This is a genomic window from Pseudomonas sp. NPDC087804 (assembly GCF_044742965.1).
In the GTDB taxonomy this organism is placed as follows: domain Bacteria; phylum Pseudomonadota; class Gammaproteobacteria; order Pseudomonadales; family Pseudomonadaceae; genus Aquipseudomonas; species Aquipseudomonas rustica.
In genome coordinates this window covers 13,190-33,463 of record NZ_JBIUVN010000040.1, presented here as the reverse complement: position 1 = coordinate 33,463, position 20,274 = coordinate 13,190, and the positions used below count along the sequence as shown (strand labels likewise).

The 20,274-nt window shown below is 60.5% G+C and carries 15 protein-coding genes; 11 read left to right on the top strand and 4 right to left on the bottom strand.

Annotated elements, in window-relative coordinates; translation table 11 throughout:
* Positions 1-189 precede the first annotated feature (189 nt).
* The 6 genes from recC (at position 190) to ACIOMO_RS26645 (ending at position 11,893) form a co-directional block, all read left to right on the top strand.
* Positions 190-3,642, top strand: a complete 3,453-nt coding sequence (gene recC / locus ACIOMO_RS26670; protein ID WP_401244466.1) for an exodeoxyribonuclease V subunit gamma — start codon at positions 190-192, stop codon at positions 3,640-3,642.
* Positions 3,639-7,328, top strand: a complete 3,690-nt coding sequence (gene recB / locus ACIOMO_RS26665; RefSeq protein WP_401244464.1) for an exodeoxyribonuclease V subunit beta — start codon at positions 3,639-3,641, stop codon at positions 7,326-7,328. Before recC ends, recB begins: the two co-directional genes overlap by 4 nt.
* Positions 7,325-9,433 carry an exodeoxyribonuclease V subunit alpha gene (recD, locus tag ACIOMO_RS26660; protein ID WP_401244462.1) on the top strand — a complete coding sequence of 703 codons (2,109 nt, stop codon included), beginning with the start codon at positions 7,325-7,327 and terminating at the stop codon, positions 9,431-9,433. Before recB ends, recD begins: the two co-directional genes overlap by 4 nt.
* Before the next feature lie 119 nt (positions 9,434-9,552).
* Positions 9,553-10,128 carry a YfiR family protein gene (locus tag ACIOMO_RS26655; protein WP_159812829.1) on the top strand — a complete coding sequence of 192 codons (576 nt, stop codon included), beginning with the start codon at positions 9,553-9,555 and terminating at the stop codon, positions 10,126-10,128.
* Positions 10,125-11,393, top strand: coding sequence for a diguanylate cyclase domain-containing protein (locus ACIOMO_RS26650; RefSeq protein WP_053116970.1), 1,269 nt, complete (start codon positions 10,125-10,127; stop codon positions 11,391-11,393). Before ACIOMO_RS26655 ends, ACIOMO_RS26650 begins: the two co-directional genes overlap by 4 nt.
* A gap of 47 nt (positions 11,394-11,440) precedes the next feature.
* Positions 11,441-11,893, top strand: a complete 453-nt coding sequence (locus ACIOMO_RS26645; protein WP_401244468.1) for an OmpA family protein — start codon at positions 11,441-11,443, stop codon at positions 11,891-11,893.
* Here the strand turns inward: ACIOMO_RS26645 and ACIOMO_RS26640 are convergent.
* A complete protein-coding gene (locus tag ACIOMO_RS26640; RefSeq protein WP_053116972.1) occupies positions 11,890-12,837 on the bottom strand; it encodes a LysR family transcriptional regulator in 948 nt (315 codons plus the stop codon). The genes ACIOMO_RS26645 and ACIOMO_RS26640 overlap by 4 nt on opposite strands.
* 149 nt (positions 12,838-12,986) lie before the next feature.
* On the opposite strand from ACIOMO_RS26640, the gene ACIOMO_RS26635 reads away from it, so the two are divergent.
* Both ACIOMO_RS26635 and mmsB read left to right on the top strand, forming a co-directional pair.
* Positions 12,987-14,513, top strand: coding sequence for a CoA-acylating methylmalonate-semialdehyde dehydrogenase (locus ACIOMO_RS26635; RefSeq protein ID WP_212549785.1), 1,527 nt, complete (start codon positions 12,987-12,989; stop codon positions 14,511-14,513).
* Positions 14,514-14,522: 9 nt separating this feature from the next.
* Positions 14,523-15,410 carry a 3-hydroxyisobutyrate dehydrogenase gene (gene mmsB, locus ACIOMO_RS26630; RefSeq protein ID WP_212544191.1) on the top strand — a complete coding sequence of 296 codons (888 nt, stop codon included), beginning with the start codon at positions 14,523-14,525 and terminating at the stop codon, positions 15,408-15,410.
* 309 nt (positions 15,411-15,719) lie between these two features.
* On the opposite strand, the gene ACIOMO_RS26625 is transcribed toward mmsB, so the two are convergent.
* Positions 15,720-16,070, bottom strand: coding sequence for a cupin domain-containing protein (locus tag ACIOMO_RS26625; RefSeq protein WP_103303269.1), 351 nt, complete (start codon positions 16,068-16,070; stop codon positions 15,720-15,722).
* A gap of 147 nt (positions 16,071-16,217) precedes the next feature.
* Complete coding sequence (locus ACIOMO_RS26620) at positions 16,218-17,099, bottom strand: LysR substrate-binding domain-containing protein (RefSeq protein ID WP_212544190.1); 882 nt, start codon at positions 17,097-17,099, stop codon at positions 16,218-16,220.
* A gap of 212 nt (positions 17,100-17,311) precedes the next feature.
* Between ACIOMO_RS26620 and ACIOMO_RS26615 the strand changes: the two genes are divergently transcribed.
* Entirely contained in the window at positions 17,312-18,076 is a 765-nt protein-coding gene (locus ACIOMO_RS26615; RefSeq protein ID WP_401244458.1) for a sulfite exporter TauE/SafE family protein, read from the top strand.
* On the opposite strand, the gene ACIOMO_RS26610 is transcribed toward ACIOMO_RS26615, so the two are convergent.
* Positions 18,066-18,380 carry a putative quinol monooxygenase gene (locus tag ACIOMO_RS26610; protein WP_212549781.1) on the bottom strand — a complete coding sequence of 105 codons (315 nt, stop codon included), beginning with the start codon at positions 18,378-18,380 and terminating at the stop codon, positions 18,066-18,068. The two genes, ACIOMO_RS26615 and ACIOMO_RS26610, sit on opposite strands and share 11 nt — an antisense overlap.
* 185 nt (positions 18,381-18,565) lie before the next feature.
* Here ACIOMO_RS26610 and ACIOMO_RS26605 point away from each other — a divergent pair, with 185 nt between their 5' ends.
* Both ACIOMO_RS26605 and ACIOMO_RS26600 read left to right on the top strand, forming a co-directional pair.
* Positions 18,566-19,156: an NAD(P)H-dependent oxidoreductase gene (locus ACIOMO_RS26605; protein WP_401244456.1), complete on the top strand. Its 591-nt coding sequence runs from the start codon at positions 18,566-18,568 to the stop codon at positions 19,154-19,156.
* Positions 19,157-19,276: 120 nt separating this feature from the next.
* Positions 19,277-20,188: a LysR family transcriptional regulator gene (locus tag ACIOMO_RS26600; RefSeq protein WP_053116979.1), complete on the top strand. Its 912-nt coding sequence runs from the start codon at positions 19,277-19,279 to the stop codon at positions 20,186-20,188.
* Positions 20,189-20,274 lie beyond the last annotated feature (86 nt).

Below are 20,274 nucleotides of genomic sequence, written 5' to 3'. Positions count from 1 at the left end.
GGGTTTCCCCATGTGAGAGTAGGTCATCGTCAAGATTAAATTCCGAAACCCCAATTGCGAAAGCAGTTGGGGTTTTGTTTTGCCCGCAGGAAAGTTCCTACAGCATTCAACGGCGTCGTCCGGCTGTCACAACCTGCTGACAATGCTAAGGTTCTGCCCTGGCTTTCGCACTTTTCCAAGGAATCCTTTATGCCGGGCGCCCAGTCCCTCAACGCTGCATTCATGGTGGTTCAGAGCAATAGCCTGGACGAACTGCGCAGCCTGGTGATCAGCATAATGCGGCGCTATCCACTGGCGCCCTTGGAAAACGAAATTGCCCTCGTACAAAGCAACGGCATCGCCCAGTGGCTCAAATTGGCCTTGGCTGAAGACCCTGAAGAAGATGACCTCGGTGGCTGCGGTATTGCCGCTGCTATCGATGTGCAACTGCCCGGCAGCTTCATGTGGCAGCTGTACCGGATGGTGTTGGGCCGCGAAGAAATCCCACCGAAATCCCTGCTCGATAAAGCCCCGCTGACCTGGCGCCTGATGCGCTTGCTACCTCAAGTGATCGAGCGCCCGCATTTCGAGCCGTTGCAGCGCTTCCTCACTCACGACACTGACTTGCGTAAGCGTTACCAGTTGTCCGAGCGACTGGCGGATCTCTTTGACCAGTACCAGGTCTATCGGGCCGACTGGCTCGAAGATTGGGCCGAAGGACTGCACCAAATCCGAAATGTCCGAGGTGAAATAAAGCCACTGGCGCCCGCGAGCTGCTGGCAGGCTGAACTGTGGCGTGCGCTGCTGGAGGATGTCGGTGAACAAGGCATGGCGCAAAGTCGCGCCGGTGTTCATCAACGATTTATCGAGCGCATCAACACCCTCACAGAGGCACCCGCCGGCCTGCCCTCGCGAGTGATCGTTTTCGGGATTTCTTCGTTGCCCGCTCAAGTGCTCGAAGCATTGGCCGGGCTTGCACGTTTCAGTCAGGTTCTGCTTTGTGTGCACAATCCATGTCGCCACCATTGGGCCGACATCGTCGCCGACAAGGATCTGCTGCGGCATCAATACAAACGCCAGGCACGCAAGAGAGGTATGCCCGTCGTACTCGATCCGGACGCATTGCACCAACACGCCCATCCGCTGCTGGCTGCATGGGGCAAGCAGGGCCGCGACTACATCAACCTGCTCGACAGCTACGACGATCCCAACAGTTATCGCGCGGCTTTCCGAGACGGTCGCATCGACCTGTTCAGCGACACGCAACCCGAGAACCTGCTCAACCAACTCCAGAACGACATCCTTGAACTGCGCCCGCTCAACGAGACACGCGAGATCTGGCCAGCTGTCGATCTGACACAAGACCATTCGATCCGTTTTCACATTGCACACAGCGCTCAGCGTGAAGTGGAAATCCTTCACGACCAACTCCTCGCGCGCTTCAGCGCCGATCCCGAACTACGTCCTAGGGATGTAATCGTGATGGTGCCGGACATCGACAGCTACGCGCCGCACATCCGTGCCGTATTCGGCCAGCTTGATCGCCATGATCCGCGATTTATCCCATTCACCTTGGCTGATCAGGGCCAACGCGGTCGTGACCCCTTGCTGATTGCAGTCGAGCACCTGCTAAAGCTGCCAGACAGCCGCTTCCCCGTCAGCGAAATCCTCGACCTGCTCGACGTTCCTGCACTGCGCGCTCGTTTCGGTGTGGAAGAGCGCGACCTGCCGACGCTGCATCGCTGGATCGAAGGCGCCGGTGTGCGTTGGGGCATGAGCGCCGAACAACGCGCAGGCCTCGGTTTGCCGGATGAGCTGGAGCAGAACAGCTGGCACTTCGGCCTGCGCCGGATGCTGCTGGGTTACGCCGTCGGCAGTGCGAATGCCTGCGCCGGTATCGAACCCTACGATGAAATCGGCGGACTGGACGCCGCGTTGATCGGGCCGTTGGTGGCTCTGCTCGATGCCTTGGAACTCGCTCATCAGGAATTGATGCAACCGGCTCAACCCAAAGAGTGGGGCTTCCGGTTGCAAGCGCTGATGCAATTGTTCTTCAAAGCCAGCAACGAGCACGACGACTATTTGCTTACCCAACTCGAAGAACTGCGCGAAACCTGGCTGGAGACTTGCGAGGCCGTCGGTCTCGACGATGAGTTACCGCTGACTGTCGTCCGTGAAGCCTGGCTCGCCGGTCTGGATCAGGGGCGTTTATCGCAGCGTTTCCTCGCCGGCGCGGTGAACTTTTGCACGCTCATGCCCATGCGTGCGATCCCGTTCAAACTGGTCTGCCTGCTGGGGATGAACGATGGCGATTATCCGCGTGCACAACCGCCGCTCGACTTCGATTTGATGGGCAGCGATTACCGTCCCGGCGACCGTTCGCGGCGTGAGGATGACCGTTATCTGTTGCTCGAAGCATTGCTGTCCGCGCGCAATCAGCTCTACATCAGTTGGGTCGGCCGCAGCATTCGCGACAACAGCGAGCGGCCTGCTTCGGTGCTGATCGGCCAGTTACGCGATCACCTCGCCAGCGGCTGGCGATTGCTCGACGAGACCCAGGATATTTTGAGCGCCATGACCGAGGAGCATCCGTTGCAACCGTTCAGTGCGCGCTATTTTCATGATGGCGATCAGCTCTTCAGCTATGCCAGCGAATGGCAGGTGCTGCACCAACAGCACGGATCTCAAACCGCTGTGGAACTGCTTGCGCCCTATGTCCAAGAGGAACCGTTGACCCTCGCCCTGTTACAGGACTTCCTGCGCAACCCGGTTCGACACTTTTTCACCCAGCGCCTCAAGGTCTATTTCGAAGCCGCCGAGGCGCCGCTCGCGGACGAAGAGCCGTTCGTGCTCGACGCTTTGCAGCGCTACACGCTCAGCGACAGTCTGCTCGAAGCCGCAATGAGGCAGCCGGACAATATCGATCAGGCCCTCGAATCTCAAGCCCGTCGCCTGCAAAACAGTGGGATGCTGCCAATGGCCGGTTTTGGCGAATGCCTGCAACGCGAGCTGATCGAGCCGCTGCCGGACTTGCTGCAACGCTACCAACAACTGCTGACGTTGTGGCCAACCCCGCTGACCAGCGCAATTCCGATCAGCCTTGAATTGCAGGGATTGCGCCTTGAAGGCTGGCTCTCAGGTTTGCATGAGCGCGCCGATGGTGGCCTGCTGTCGGTCACAACCATTCCCAACAGTATCGGCTCGATCAAAAGCCGCAAATGGCATCGTCTGACCAAGCCGTGGGTCAACCATCTGGTGGCCTGTGCCAGCGGACTTTCGTTAACCACAGCGCTGGTGGCCAGTGACGATTCACTGCTGTTGGAGCCCATGGAAAAAGACCGCGCGGTTCGCATCCTCAGCGATCTGCTGCTCGCCTGGCAGACCGGCATGCGCCAACCACTGCCGATTGCAGTAAAAACGGCGTTCGCCTGGCTGTCCCAGACCGACCCACTCAAGGCCGAAGCCGCCGCGCGCAAAGCGTACGAAGGTGACGGCCAGACCAATGAAGGTGAGCGCCGCGAAAGCCCGGCGTTGTCTCGACAGTTTGCCGACTTCGATGCCTTGCTCGCCGATGAGACATTCTCTGGTTGGTGCGACGCGCTCTATCGGCCACTGCTGGAAGCGCCTTGGCGTTCGTTGTCCAGTGAAGGAGCGCGCGCATGAGCAGCAAAACTCCACTGGCACTGGCCTTCCCGCTGCACGGCAGCCAACTGATCGAAGCCAGCGCCGGCACCGGCAAGACCTTCACCATTTCTGCACTCTATCTGCGGCTGATCCTAGGTCATGGCGGCGACGTCAATGGCTTCGGTCGCGACCTGCTGCCACCACAAATTCTCGTGGTGACCTTCACGGACGCAGCGACCAAAGAACTGCGCGAACGGATCCGCACGCGTCTGGCCGAAGCTGCGCGATTCTTCCGCGACGAGACGCCTGCGCCCGACGCGCTCATCGCCGAACTGCGCGAACAGTTCGAGCCACAACAATGGCCCGGCTGCGCCAATCGTCTCGACATCGCCGCACAGTGGATGGATGAAGCCGCCGTTTCGACGATTCACAGTTGGTGCCAGCGCATGCTGCGCGAGCACGCATTCGACAGCGGCAGCCTGTTTACTCAATCGCTGGAAACCGATCACAGTGATCTGCTCGGTGAAGTACTGCGCGATTACTGGCGGCTGTTCTGCTATCCGATGCAGGGCGATGCGCTGAACTGGGTTCGCAACAATTGGGGTGGGCCGGCAGCGCTGTTGCCGCGTGTCCGTGGACTGTTCGCCAGCGAGCGCGACAGCGACGAAGGCAAGGCCCCCGCCGAGCTCATCGAGGAATGCTTGCTGGAGCGCCGCGCAGCATTGGTCGAGCTGAAAATGCCTTGGCGGCAGTGGGCCGATGAGTTGCTCGCCATCTGTCATCAAGGCGTTGCCAGCAAAACCGTCGACGGTCGCAAGATGCAGGCGCGCTACTTTGAACCTTGGTTCGAGAAGCTCAAAAGCTGGGCCGAAGATGAATCCATGGAGCAACTGGATATCGGCACCGGCTTCACCCGACTGACCCGCGACGGCATGGCCGAAGCGTGGAAAGGTCAGGCCCCGAGTCATCCGGGGCTGGATGCCATGCCCGCACTCAAGTCGAGTCTGGATGGCTTGCCCACGCCAGACGCCGCCGTCCTGCAGCACGCTGCGAAATGGGTGGGGGCGCGCTTTGAAGAAGAGAAGCGTCGCCGCGCCGAAATGGGCTTCGACGACATGCTCTTGCGCCTCGACGCTGCGCTGCAATCAGAAGGTGGCGAGCGTCTCGCAACGCTGATTCGCGAGCAGTTCCCGGTAGCGCTGATCGACGAATTCCAGGACACCGATCCGGTGCAGTACCGGATCTTCGAAAGCATCTATCGCATCGAGGAAAACAGTCCTGACACCGGGCTGTTTCTGATCGGCGATCCCAAGCAGGCGATCTACGCCTTCCGTGGTGCGGACATCTATACCTATCTGCGCGCGCGCAAGGCTACGACCGGCCGCTTGCATACCCTGGGCACCAACTTCCGCTCCAGTCACGGCATGGTGACAGCGGTCAATCACGTATTCGAACGCGCCGAGTCCCGCGAGCTGGGACGCGGCGCGTTTTTGTTCCGCGAGAAAAGTGGCGAGAACCCGGTACCGTTTCAACCCGTCGACTCACAGGGCCGCAAAGAACACCTGCAAATTGCCGGGCAGGAAGTCGCGGCGCTGAACGTCTGGCAGTTGTCCAGCGATCAGCCGTTGGCCGGCGCGGTGTATCGCCAACAACTGGCTGCCGCCTGCGCCAGTGAAATCACCGCGTTGCTCAATGGCGGGCAAACCGGCAATGCTGGATTTGTGCGGGAGGGCAAAGACTTCAAAGGCCTGCGACCTTCCGACATCGCGATTCTGGTTCGTGACGGCAAAGAGGCGCAGGCCGTTCGTGGTGAATTGGCTGCTCGTGGCGTGCGCAGCGTTTATCTGTCCGACAAGGATTCCGTGTTTGCCGCGCAGGAAGCCCGAGACTTGCTGTCCTGGCTCAAGGCCTGCGCCGAGCCTGACGTTGAACGTTCTCTGAAAGCCGCGCTGGCCTGCATCACGCTGAACCTTCCGCTGGCCGAACTGGAGCGTCTGAATCAGGACGAACTGGTGTGGGAATCCCGCGTCATGCAGTTCCGTGGCTATCGCGAGTTGTGGCGCAAACAGGGCGTGCTGCCGATGCTGCGACGTCTGCTGCATGACTTCCATTTGCCGCAGACATTGATTGCCCGCAGTGATGGCGAGCGCGTGCTGACCAACCTGCTGCACTTGTCCGAATTGATGCAGCAAGCCGCTGCTGAACTCGACGGCGAACAAGCGCTGATCCGGCATCTGGCCGAGCTGCTGGCCTTGTCCGGGCAGGCCGGCGAAGAACAGATTCTGCGCCTCGAAAGTGATGAGCAATTGGTCAAAGTGGTGACCATCCACAAGTCGAAAGGCCTGGAATATCCGTTAGTGTTCCTGCCGTTCATCTGCTCGGCCAAACCGGTCGACGGTAGCCGCCTGCCGCTGCATTACCACGACGCCTCGGGCAACGCGCAATTGAGTCTGAAGCCGACGCCCGAGCTGATTGCGTTGGCCGATGACGAGCGTCTGGCTGAAGACCTGCGTTTGCTTTATGTAGCGCTGACGCGTGCGCAACACGCCTGCTGGTTGGGCGTGACCGATCTCAAACGCGGCAATAACAACAGTTCGGTGCTGCACCTTTCTGCGCTGGGCTATTTATTGGGCGGTGGTGCGTCGTTGGGTGAGTCCAGCGGTTTGAATAGCTGGCTGCGAGATTTGCAGCAGGACTGCCCGGCGATCAGTGTCGGTGAAATGCCACCGGCCAGTACCGAACATTACGAACCTGCGCGCAACGAAGCGGTTCTCAGCGCCACGCTTGTGCCCAAGCGCAAGGCCAGCGAGAACTGGTGGATCGCCTCGTACAGTGCGCTACGCATCAGCGACGTATTGAGCGTCGGCAGCGATGAGGCGCCGGACAGTCCGCAAGCGCAAAAACTCTTCGATGACGAACGGCTCGATCCGGATGCACCACGCGAAATCATCGCCGGCGGCGCTGATATCCATCGCTTCCCGCGTGGCCCCAACCCCGGGACATTCCTTCACGGTTTGCTCGAGTGGGCAGGGGATGACGGTTTCGCCGTCACGCCCAAAGCCGTGGAAGACACGATCGGCCGGCGTTGCAACCTGCGCGGCTGGGAAGGCTGGATCACCACGTTGAGCGACTGGTTGCAACACCTCCTCAAATCGCCGCTGCCGATCGGCGCCGGGCAACCGCCGGTGGTGCTTGAGCAGTTAACGCAGTATCGCGTCGAGATGGAATTCTGGTTCGCCAGCCATAAAGTCGATGTGCTCAAACTCGATGAGCTGGTACGTCAGCACACCCACAACGGCGTGGCGCGGGTGGCTGCCGAACCGGTGCAACTCAACGGCATGTTCAAGGGCTTTATCGACCTGACCTTCGAACACGATGGCCGTTACTACGTGGCCGATTACAAATCCAACTGGCTGGGCGTCGATGATTTCGCCTACACCGAGCAAGCCATGGAGCAGTCGATTCTCGATAACCGTTACGACCTGCAATACGTCTTGTACCTGTTGGCTTTGCACCGTCAGCTCAAGGCGCGGTTGCCCGACTATGACTACGACCGGCACGTCGGTGGCGCGCTTTATCTTTTCCTGCGTGGCACCCGCGCAGACAGTCGCGGGGTGTACTTCGCCCGGCCACCCCGTGAATTGATCGAACGTCTGGATCGGCTGTTTCAGGGCAAACCCGAGCCCAAGGCCGAACCCGCGTGGGAACAGGGAGTCTTGCTATGAGCCGCACCTTCGCCGATCTGCTGCCGACGCCTTTGGCCGCCGACAGCCTGTCGAGACTTTCGCCGCTGACCCGCGCCGAAGACTTGTTGCTCTTGCTCACCCGCTGGGTCGAGCGCGGCTGGCTGCGTGCACTGGACAAGGCATTCGTCGCGTTTCTGCATGAGCTCGAACCGGACACCGATCCGCTGGTGTTGCTCGCGGCGGCGCTGACCAGCCATCAACTCGGCCATGGTCACGTTTGTCTGGATCTGTTCGAAACCCTCAAGGCGCCGGACTTTGCGCTGTCATTGCCGCCCGAAGGCGATGTGCAGGGTGGCGTCTTGTTGCTGCCTTCGCAATTGCTTGAGGCGCTCGACGGTGCTCATTGGTGCAAGGCTCTGGCGGGCAGCGCTCTGGTCGCCCTGGCTGCCGATACCAGTGAAGAAGCTCAGCAACGCCCGCTGGTGTTGTCCTCGAAGCGTCTGTACTTGCGGCGCTACTGGGCTTACGAGCGGCGTATCGATTCCGCGTTGCGCCAGCGTCTCGCCCAATCCGAAGCGACGCCGGCCGATCTGCCGCAGCGCCTCAATGAGCTGTTCGGTTCAGCCAAGTCCGGCGAGGTCATCGACTGGCAAAAGCTCGCTTGTGCGCTCGCCACGCGTGGTGCCTTCAGCATCGTCACCGGCGGCCCCGGTACCGGCAAAACCACCACCGTCGTGCGTTTGTTGGCGTTGCTGCAGGCGCCGGCGGTGGAGGCCGGCCATCCGTTGCGCATTCGCCTGGCAGCGCCCACCGGTAAAGCCGCCGCACGCTTGACCGAATCGATCAGCCAGCAAGTGCAAACGCTGAAAGTCAGCGAAGACGTGCGGGCGAAAATTCCCTGTGACGTGACCACTGTGCATCGCTTGCTCGGCAGTCGTCCGGGCACCCGACATTTCCGCCATCACGCCGGTAATCGTCTACCGCTGGATGTGCTGGTGGTCGACGAAGCCTCGATGATCGACCTGGAAATGATGGCCAATCTGCTCGACGCCTTGCCGGTTCATGCGCGACTGGTGTTGCTCGGCGACAAGGATCAGTTGGCGTCCGTTGAGGCTGGTGCGGTGTTGGGTGATCTGTGCCGCGATGCCGAGGGCGGCTGGTACAACCGGCAAACCCGCCAATGGCTGGAGTCGGTCAGCGGTGAGTCGTTGCAGGACAGTGGTCTGCACGAAGATTTCGACGGCTCGCATCCGCTGGCTCAGCAAGTGGTGATGCTGCGTCACTCGCGGCGTTTCGGTGAAGGCAGCGGCATCGGTCAACTGGCGCGTCGGGTCAATCAGCAGCTTCCGGAAGAGGCGCGGCAATTGCTCGCGGCGGGGCACTATGACGATGTGTTTTCGCTGCCGCTCAAGGGCGAGCACGATCACAAACTCGAGCGGCTGCTGCTCGACGGTCATGGCGAGGGCCCGCAGGGGTATCGGCATTACCTGAGCGTGCTGCGCAATCAACGCCCTGCATCTGGCAAACCGCTGGAACATCCGGACTGGATTCTCTGGGCCCGCGACGTCTTGCAGGCGTTCGACACCTTCCAGTTGTTGTGCGCGGTACGCAAGGGCCCGTGGGGCGTTGAAGGTTTGAACCAGCGCATCACCGCCGCGTTGCTCAAGGCGCGGCTGATCGAGCACGACCAGCAATGGTACGAAGGCCGGCCGGTGTTGATGACCCGCAACGACTACGGCCTGGGCTTGATGAACGGCGACATCGGCATCGCCCTCAAACTGCCGGAACGTGAAGGCCCCGACGCCGGCAAGCCGGTGCTGCGCGTGGCGTTTCCGCGCAATGACGGTCAGGGCGGCGTGCGTTTCGTCCTGCCGAGCCGACTCAACGATGTGGAAACCGTGTACGCCATGACCGTACACAAATCTCAGGGCTCTGAGTTCGCCCACACCGCGTTGATCCTGCCGGATGCCTTGAATCCGGTGCTGACCAAGGAGTTGATCTACACCGGAATCACCCGCGCCAAGCACTGGTTCACCCTGATCGAGCCGCGTGCCGGGGTATTTGAAGAGGCCGTACAACGCAAGGTCAAACGCCTCAGCGGACTGATGTTGGAGCTGGAGGAGGGCGCCCAGTCTCCTGAATAATAACCGCGATGATGGCCAGCGGTTTCTGACCGACCAGTCAGAGGCCGCTGCCTCGCTGGCGATTCGCCGCTGTGCTATCGTTGCGGCATCATTTCGGTAAGATCCAAGAGAATCCCTGCATGAAGGTGTCTGTCTGGGCGGCAGAGCGCGTGGTTGGCTGCAAGCACGCGTTGCTTGTCGGCCTGCTCTGGTTGTTGACGAGCGTGGCCGTCGCACAACCGCAAGCGCCGACGGGCATGGCCGAACAACGCGCCAAATCTGTCACCCAAGTCGTGCTGGGCATCCTCAGTTATGCTCGCTGGCCGGTAGAGCCTGCGCAATTGCGTCTGTGCATCGTCGGCCCCACCGAATACACCGACGACCTGGTCAAAGGCACCACTCAAGCCACCGGCCGACCGGTTGTCGTGCGGCGTTTACTGGCCGATAACCCGGCCATTGTCAGCGAATGCAATGCCGTGTACATCGGCAAGCTCACCGCCGATGAGCGCAGTCGCCTGTTCGCCGCATTGATCGGACACCCGGTGCTTAGCATCAGCGAAGCCGACGACCAATGCACGGTCGGCAGTCTGTTCTGCCTGCGTGTCGGTGACGAGCAGGTGTCCTTTGAAGTCAATCTCGACTCCGTTGCCCGCAGTGGCGTGCGCATTCACCCGAGCGTGCTGCAGTTGTCGCGCCGTAAATCGGCGGCCCCATGAAATTGTTCAGATCGAATAAGCGCCCCACGTTGGGCTCGGTACTGGGCCGTGGACATTTAACCGTGGCATTGCTGGCGGTAGCGATGGCCAGTGTCTCGCTGACGCTGCTCGGTGTTTTGGCGCTGCGGGTTTATGCCGACCACAATCTGCATCTGATCGCCCGTTCGATCAGCTACACCGTGGAAGCCGCGGTGGTGTTCAACGACAAAGCGGCGGCGACTGAAGCGCTGGAAATGATCGCTTCGACCGAAGAAGTCGCCGACGCGCAAGTACTGGACGCTCAGGGGAAATTGCTGGCGCGCTGGCATCGCGCGGAAAACGGCCTGTTCTCCGATCTGGAAATGCAGATCACCCGCGCCCTTCTGGAAAAACCGATCAGTCTGCCGATCGTGCATCAAGAGCATGAAATCGGCCGAATCCTGCTCACCGGACACGGCGGCAGCCTGATGCGCTTTCTGCTGAGCGGTCTGGCGGGGATCATTCTTTGCACCGCGATCAGCGCTTTTGTGGCGATCTATCTGGCCCGTCGGCAACTGCGTGAAATCATCGGCCCGCTGCGCAGCCTCGCCACCGTGGCCCACGCCGCGCGCAGCGAACGGGCGCTGGATCGCCGCGTGCCACCGGCGCAAATCGCCGAGCTGGACAACCTCGGCAACGATTTCAATGCACTGCTCGACGAACTCGAGTCCTGGCAGAGCAACCTGCAAAGCGAAAACGAAACCCTCGCGCACCAGGCCAGTCACGACAGCCTCACTGGTCTGCCCAACCGCGCCTTTTTCGAAGGCCGCTTGATGCGTGCCCTGCGTAACGCCAGCAAGCTCAACGAGCGCGTGGCGGTGCTGTTTCTCGACAGCGACCGTTTCAAAGGCATCAATGACAATTTCGGCCATGCCGCCGGCGACGCAGTGCTGGTGGCGATTGCCAATCGTGTCCGCGCACAGTTGCGTGAAGAAGATCTGGTCGCGCGATTGGGCGGTGACGAGTTCGCCGTGCTGCTCACGCCGTTGCACAAGATCGAAGATGCCGAACGCATTGCCGACAAAATTCTTGCCAGCATGGACACGCCCATCGCGTTGCCCGGCGACACCAGTGTCGTGACGTCGCTCAGTATCGGCATCGCGGTTTTCCCTGATCATGGCGCCACCCCCGGCGCCCTGCTCAACGCTGCCGACGCGGCGATGTATCAAGCCAAGCGCCTCTCCCGTGGCGCGCAATTCACGGCCGGGTCGGAGCACCCGGTCGATCCCGTTCAAACCAGGAGCTGATTCCCGTGTTCAAACTTCCATTTCGATTGTTCTCCGCCGTGCTGTTGATGGCCGTATTGGCCCTGACCGGTTGCCAGACCGCGCCGCAAAAAGGCCTGACCCCGGCGCAAGTCGCCGTGCTCAAACAACAAGGTTTCGAGCTGACCGATGAGGGCTGGGAATTTGGCCTGTCGGGCAAAGTGCTGTTTGGCAGCGACGTCGAAAGCCTGAACAATCAAAGCACCGAAATCGTCGAGCGCATCGGCAAAGCCTTGCTCGGTGTCGGCATTGAACGCGTGCGAGTCGATGGCCACACCGATGCATCGGGCAAAGAAACCTACAACCAGCAACTGTCGCTGCGCCGCGCGAAAAGTGTGGCAGCCGTGCTCAGTACCGTCGGCATGAAGCAAGTGAACATCCAGCTGCAAGGCCTGGGCAGCAAAGACCCGGTGGCCTCCAACAACACCGCCGCCGGCCGCACGGAAAACCGCCGGGTGGCGATCGTGGTCAGCGCCGACTAATCGGCGAACTGCATCTCCCGGGTCTCGCCCATCAACAGACCCTGATTCTGCTCAGTCACCTCGCGGATGTAATCCCACAACAGGGTGATCCGCTTCAACTTCCGCAGATCCTCCCGGCAGTACATCCAGAACTGCCGGGTGATGTTGATTTCCTCCGGCAACACGGGCAGCAAACGCGGATCCTGCGCGGCGAGGAAGCACGGCAGAATCGCCAGTGAACGGCCTTGCTGCGCAGCCACGAATTGCGCGATCACGCTGGTGCTGCGCAAATTTGCGTGGGCACCGGGCAGCACGTTGGCCAGGTACAAAAGCTCCGAGCTGAACGCCAGATCGTCCACATAACTGATGAATTGATGCTTGCCCAAATCTGCCGGGCGGCGGATCGGTGGGTGTTTGTCCAGATAGTCCTGGGTTGCGTAGAGCTGCAAGCGGTAGTCGCAGAGTTTGCAGCAGACGTACGGCCCGTGCTCCGGGCGTTCGAGGGCGATGACGATGTCGGCCTCGCGTTTGGACAGGCTGATGAAGTGCGGCAGCGGCAGGATGTCCACCGAGATCGCCGGGTAGGCGTCGACGAAATGGCTCAGTTGCGGGGTGATGAAAAAACTGCCGAAGCCTTCGGTGCAGCCCATGCGCACGTGGCCGGACAAGGCGACGCCGGAGCCGGAGACCTGCTCGCAAGCCATGTGCAACGTGCTTTCAATCGACTCGGCATAACCCAGCAAACGCTGGCCTTCAGCGGTCAGGACGAAACCGCTGGTGCGCGACTTTTCAAACAGCAGCGTGCCGAGCGCCGCTTCCAGCGAACTGATCCGTCGCGACACCGTGGTGTAGTCGACGGCGAGCCGTTTGGCGGCGGTGCTGGCCTTGCGGGTGCGGGCGACTTCGAGGAAAAACTTGAGGTCGTCCCAGTTCAGCGAGCCTAGAGAGGTGATGTTTTTTTGCATGATGGACGGGCTTTTATGTGCGTTCTTATTAGAAGTTTGCACATCTATACTCCAAAAACAGTCCGACAACCAATTCGTGACACACGCCTCATCTCAAGGCGAACCTTTCGCCTTGGCTCCTACGATAAAAACAAGTTTCGGAGACCAGCATGAACGCATCGCTTACGCCCAACGAAACCACGCTGCAGAAGGTCAAGCTGCTGATCGACGGCGAATGGGTCGAGTCGCAAACCACCGAATGGCACGACATCATCAACCCGGCCACTCAACAAGTACTGGCCAGAGTGCCGTTCGCCACCGCCGCTGAAGTCGATGCCGCCGTCAGCGCCGCACAGCGTGCCTTCCAGACCTGGAAACTGACTCCGATCGGCGCGCGGATGCGCATCATGCTCAAGCTGCAGGCGCTGATCCGCGAACACTCCAAACGCATCGCCGTGGTGCTCAGCGCCGAGCAGGGCAAAACCATTGCCGACGCCGAGGGCGATATTTTCCGTGGCCTGGAAGTGGTCGAGCACGCCTGCTCCATTGGCACTCTGCAAATGGGCGAATTCGCTGAAAACGTTGCGGGCGGCGTTGATACCTACACCCTGCGCCAGCCAATCGGTGTTTGCGCCGGCATCACGCCGTTCAACTTCCCGGCGATGATTCCGCTGTGGATGTTCCCGATGGCCATCGCTTGCGGCAATACGTTTGTGTTGAAGCCTTCGGAGCAGGATCCGCTGTCGACCATGTTGCTGGTTGAGCTGGCGGTCGAGGCGGGCGTTCCGGCGGGCGTGCTCAACGTGGTTCATGGCGGTAAAGACGTGGTCGATGGCCTGTGCACGCACAAGGACATCAAAGCGGTGTCCTTCGTCGGTTCGACCGCTGTTGGCACTCACGTTTACGATTTGGCCGGTAAGCACGGCAAACGCGTGCAGTCGATGATGGGTGCGAAGAACCACGCTGTGGTGCTGGCCGACGCCAATCGCGAGCAAGCGCTGAATGCCTTGGTCGGCGCCGGTTTCGGTGCGGCCGGGCAACGTTGCATGGCCACCTCCGTCGTGGTGCTGGTTGGTGCGGCGAAACAATGGTTGCCGGATCTGAAAGCGCTGGCGCAGAAACTCACCGTCAACGCTGGCAGCGAGCCGGGCACCGATGTTGGCCCGGTGATCTCGAAAAAAGCCAAGGCACGAATTCTCGACCTGATCGAAAGCGGCATCAAGGAAGGCGCCAAGCTGGAACTTGACGGGCGCGACATCAAGGTGCCGGGTTACGAGCAAGGCAATTTTGTCGGCCCAACCCTGTTCTCGGGCGTGACCACCGACATGCAGATCTACACCCAGGAAATCTTCGGCCCGGTGCTGGTGGTGCTGGAAGTCGATACCCTTGATCAGGCGATTGCGCTGGTCAACGCCAATCCGTTCGGCAACGGCACCGGCCTGTTCACCCAGAGCGGCGCAGCGGCACGTAAATTCCAGACGGAAATCGACGTCGGTCAGGTCGGCATCAACATCCCGATTCCGGTGCCAGTGCCGTTTTTCAGTTTCACCGGTTCGCGCGGTTCGAAACTCGGCGACCTCGGCCCGTACGGCAAGCAAGTGGTGCAGTTCTACACGCAGACCAAAACGGTCACGGCGCGCTGGTTCGACGACGACAGCGTCAACGACGGCGTGAACACCACCATCAACCTGCGCTGAGGAACGGCCATGAAAATCGCATTTATCGGGCTGGGCAACATGGGCGCGCCGATGGCGCGCAACCTGATCAAGGCTGGCCATTCGCTGAACCTGGTCGACCTCAACAAAACCGTGTTGGCGGAACTGGAACAACTGGGCGGCAGCATTCGCGCTTCGGCGCGTGAGGCGGCCGAGGATGCTGAACTGGTGATCACCATGCTGCCGGCCGCTGTGCATGTGCGCAGTGTCTGGTTGGGTGAGGACGGCGTTTTGGCCGGAATTGGCAAAGGCGTGCCGGCAGTGGATTGCAGCACGATTGATCCGCAGACGGCGCGTGATGTGGCTGCCGCTGCCGCGAAACAAGGCGTGGCGATGGCGGATGCGCCGGTATCTGGCGGTACGGGCGGCGCGACGGCCGGGACGTTGACCTTTATGGTTGGCGCCACCCCGGAACTGTTCGCCACCCTGCAACCGGTGCTGGCGCAGATGGGCCGCAACATTGTGCATTGCGGTGAAGTCGGCACCGGGCAGATCGCCAAGATCTGCAACAACTTGCTGCTGGCGATTTCGATGGTTGGCGTCAGTGAGGCGATGGCGCTGGGCGATGCGTTGGGGATTGATACGTCGGTGCTCGCCGGGATCATCAACAGCTCGACCGGGCGTTGCTGGAGTTCGGAGATGTACAACCCGTGGCCGGGGATTGTTGAAACGGCGCCGGCTTCGCGGGGGTACACCGGTGGGTTTGGTGCGGAATTAATGCTTAAGGATTTGGGCCTGGCGACGGAAGCCGCGCGTCAGGCGCATCAGCCGGTGGTGCTTGGCGCGGTGGCGCAGCAGTTGTATCAGGCGATGAGTCAGCGTGGGGATGGCGGGAAAGACTTCTCGGCGATTATCAACAGCTACCGGAAACCGCAGTAACTTGGGTCAGCAATACTTTTGTGGCAAGTGAGACTTTGTGGTGAGGGGATTTATCCCCGATGGGGTGCGCAGCAGCCCCCTACAGTGTGTCAGGTAAACCGAGTGCTCAGGTTTTGCGACTGCTGCGCAGCCGATCGGGGATGAATCCCCTCGCCACAGGGGTTTAAATTGAGTCTGGGACATTTGCCGGGAAATCACGTCGGGTGATTTCCCGGCTTTTTTGTGCCAAAAAAAGATCGCAGCCTGCGGCAGCTCCTACAGGAAACGTATCTCTGTAGGAGCTGCCGAAGGCTGCGATCTTTTGCTTTATCAGGCAAACACGAAATACTTACGCACCGTCTCAACCACTTCCCACGTACCTTTCATCCCCGGCTCAATCACAAAGATGTCGCCAGCACGCAAGTGAATCGGCGCCATGCCGTCCGGGGTGATCACGCAGTAGCCTTCCTGGAAATGGCAGTATTCCCACTTCACGTATTCCACGCGCCACTTGCCCGGCGTGCAGATCCACGTGCCCATGATCTTGCTGCCGTCTTCGCTGGTGTAGGCGTTGAGGTTGACGGTGTGCGGGTCGCCCTCGAGTTTTTCCCATTTGCAGGCATCGAGTACCGGCAGGGGATGGGTGTCGCGCAGAACAGTGATAGGGGCGGTCGCGGTCATGGGAGCTCCGGGCAGAAGGAATTGAAGTCGCACCGTATAGCGCCCGGTCGCGGCTCAGTTGTCTGGGGTCGACATCGAGCTGCTCAGAAACGCGCGCACGTTCAGAGTTTTCCCAGCGGCTGAATCTGTTTGGATGAAGTCTGCCCCTTAGGGGAGAGTCAAGGCGTGTAGCAGGGCTTTGGCGTAACCCGGCAGGGCGGTGAAGTCCTTGGCGCAGAGCATCAAGGTGCGGCGCGCCCAAGGTTCGTTGAGCGCAACGCTTTTGAAGCTGCGTGGCGCCGCGCGTTCGATGGCCGCCAGTGGCACGATGGCGAGCCCGGCGCCATGGCTGACCATGCGCATCACGCCGTCGAAACCGTCGGCGCGGATACGTACCTGCATGCGGGCGCCGCTGTGCAGGGCCTGTTCTTCGAGGTAGATCGCCAAAGCGCTGTTGGCGCTGAGTCCTACAAAATCATGGTGCAACGCATCGCTGAAACTGACCTCGTCGGCGTCAGACAACGGGTGATCGAGGGGCAGAATCAGCACCAGTGGATCATCGCGAAAGGGTTGGGTTTGTAGGTCGCGGGTGTCTACGGCGTCGGAAACAATCCCGAGATCCGCTGCGCCTTGGCGTAAGGCGTGGGTAATGCGCGCACTCGGCAATTCCTGCAAATCGATGTCGAGATTGGGGTGATTGCGCAGGAAATCGGCGAGCACTTCCGGCAGGTATTCGGTGATCGCCGTCGTGTTGCACAGCAGCCGCACCTGGCCTTTGACGCCTTGCGCGTAGTCGGCGAGATCCTGCTGCATACGTTCGGCTTGTTGCAGGAGGATGCGCGCGTGATGGGCGAGGGCTTTGCCGGCGGGGGTCGGGGTGACGCCACGGCGACCGCGTTCGAGGAAGTCGGCGCCGAGCGAGGCTTCCATGGCGCGGATTCTGGCGCTGGCGGCGGCGAGGGATAAATGGCTGCGCGCGGCGCCGGCGGTGATATTGCCGGTGTCGAGGATGTGCAGGTAGAGGCGCAGGTCGGTGAGGTCGAAGTGCATGTCGGCAGCCGGTTTTTGTGGTGTGTGGGCGGGCCTCATCGCGAGCTGGCTCACTCCTACAGGTTTTGTGTTCGCCACTGATCTAATGTAGGAGTGAGCCTGCTCGCGATGAGGCCAGAAGCTTCAAAAAAATTTAAGCCTCTTGCTCTGGAAGAGGCACCCTCAGTATATGGCAGATTTTCAGCCAACCTCGACTGGCGCACAGTACCGCCATGAACACACTCACAGACTTCTACCAACACCTGGGCCTGACCCTGTCCCTGCTGGTCATCGCCACCTTCATCCTCGCCGGCCTGATCAAAGGCATCATCGGCCTCGGCTTGCCCACGGTCGCCATGGGCCTGCTCGGTCTGGCTATGGCGCCATCGCAGGCAGCCGCGTTGTTGATCATCCCGGCTACCCTGACCAACCTCTGGCAACTGGCATTCGGCGGGCATTTAAAAGGCCTGATCAAACGCCTCTGGCCGATGCTGTTGATGATCTTCCTCGGCACCGGCATCGGCACGTTGTGGATCGGCATGGCCGGCGGACATTGGGTGGTGCGCGCACTCGGCGCGGCGCTGTTCCTGTATGCGTTGAGCGGATTGTTCCTGCCGACGCTGAGCGTAAATCCCCGCCACGAACCCTGGCTCGGCCCGGCCTGCGGTTTAATCACCGGCGTCATCACTTCAGCCACTGGCGTGTTCGTGATTCCGGCGGTGCCCTACCTGCAAGCACTGGGTTTGAACCGTGATGAACTGGTGCAGGCACTCGGCCTGTCCTTCACCGTATCGACTCTGGCGCTGGCCGGCGGTTTGCTCTGGCGCGGCGCACTCGGCGGCGGTGAATTGAGCGCCTCGCTGCTGGCGCTGATCCCCGCCGTGCTGGGCATGTTGCTCGGCCAATGGCTGCGGCAACGCATCAGCGCCGTGCTATTCAAACGGGTTTTCTTCATCGGTCTGGGCGCGCTCGGCGCCCATTTATTGATCAGCGGTTAGCCGACGCTTCGCTGAGCATGTCGATGGCGCGAATGTCGAAATCGCGTTCCAGATAGTCCATGCGCTCGGCGAAAAACGCCTTCATGTGCGGCAGATTCGAGTGCACATCCAGGTGCGCCTGGCTCTCCCAGATCTCGTAGAAGATAAACAGCGACGGATCTTCCTTGTCGCGCAGCATGTGGTACTCGATGCAGCCGGGCTCGGCGCGGCTCGGTTCAACATAAGCGCGGAACAGCGCTTCAAAGGCCTCGGCTTTTTCCGGGCGGGTCTTGGCGTGCAGGATAAAACCCTGGCGTTCACTCATCACAACGACTCCTCAAATACAGATGGCCGAGCATGCTATTGCAACAATCTGTGTTCGATTCGTGCTTTTTGGTCAAATGTATTTTGCGCAATCACGGCTTATTCCGCGCGAGGCAGATGGTTAATCTGCCGCCATTCCAGTTTCCCTTCTCCACCCAGCCGGAATGGCTGCGCCGAGGCTTTCTCATGAAAAAAGTATTGTTGCTGAATGGCGGTAAAAAATTCGCCCACTCTGATGGTCGTTACAACGCCACCCTGCACGAAGCCGCGCTGAGCGTGCTGGATCGCGGCGGTTGTGATGTCAAAACCACCTTCATCGATGAGGGCTACGACGTCGCTGAAGAAGTGGCGAAATTCCTCTGGGCCGACGTGATCATTTATCAGATGCCGGGCTGGTGGATGGGCGCGCCGTGGACGGTGAAAAAGTACCTCGACGAAGTCTTCACCGAAGGCCACGGCAGCCTCTACGCCAGCGATGGCCGCACCCGCTCCGACGCCTCGCAGAAGTACGGCAGCGGCGGGCTGATTCAGGGCAAGCAATACATGCTGTCGCTGACCTGGAACGCACCGCAGCAAGCCTTCGATGACCCGACCGATTTCTTTGAGGCCAAAGGTGTTGATGCGGTGTACTTCCCGTTCCACAAGGCCAATGAGTTTCTGGGCATGACCGCGTTGCCGACGTTCTTGTGTGTGGATGTGATGAAACGCCCGAACATCGAAGGTGATTTAGCGCGTTACGAGCAGCATCTGACCGAGGTGTTTGGCCTTAAGGCTTGAGTGGTTTAGGGCTACTATCGGTGGTAATAGCAAAAGATCGCAGCCTGCGGCAGCTCCTACAGAGTTCACATGTAGGAGCTGCCGAAGGCTGCGATCTTGGCGATCTCAAAGAGGACACCCGTGAAAGCCAGATCCGATGAGTTGCAGATTTTCGTCTGCGTGATCGAGTGCGGTTCCATCTCCGCCGCTGCCGAGCAGGTCGGGCAAACGCCGTCGGCCGTCAGCCGCACGCTGTCGAAGCTGGAAGCCAAACTCGACACCACGCTGATCAACCGCACCACGCGGCGCATGGATCTGACCGAGGAGGGCAAGTACTTTTTCGAGCACGCCAAGCTGATTCTCGATCAGATGGATCAACTCGAAGAACGCCTATCCTCACGCCAGCAAACTCCGTCCGGGCGTTTGCGCATCAACGCGGCGTCGCCGTTCATGCTCCACGCCGTCGTCCCCTACATCGACGAATTCCGCCGGCTCTACCCGGACATTCAGCTAGAACTGAACAGCAATGACCTGATCATTGACCTGCTGGAACAAAGCACCGACATCGCCATCCGCATCGGCACCCTCGCCGATTCGACGCTGCACGCGCGTTCGCTCGGCTGCAGTCCGCTGCTGATCGTCGCCAGTCCTGCGTATCTGGAAAAACACGGCGCGCCGCAGCAAGTCGCTGATCTGAGCGAGCACACTTTGCTCGGCTTCACACAGAACGAAGGCCTCAACCAATGGCCACTGCGCTATGTGCACGGTGATCGCTGGCCAATCACCCCGGCGATCAGCGCCTCCAGCGGCGAGACCGTGCGGCATCTGGCGCTGGAAGGGCAGGGCATTGCTTGCCTGTCGCACTTCATGACCATCGACGACATCCGCGCCGGCCGTTTGAAAGTCCTGCTCGGTGAATTCAACAGCGGTTATCGCCAGCCGATCAACGCGGTGTACTACCGTAACTCGCAACTGGCGCTGCGCATTCAGTGCTTCCTCGACTTTATCCAGAGCAAACTCGCCGCCTACGCCAGCGCCGATTTCAAGGGCTGATTCGTGACCTCTGCGCAAGAGTGAATTGGGCGGGAGCGGGTTTTTCCCCCGGGCTCACGGGCCGATACTCGTCCCATCACTTACTC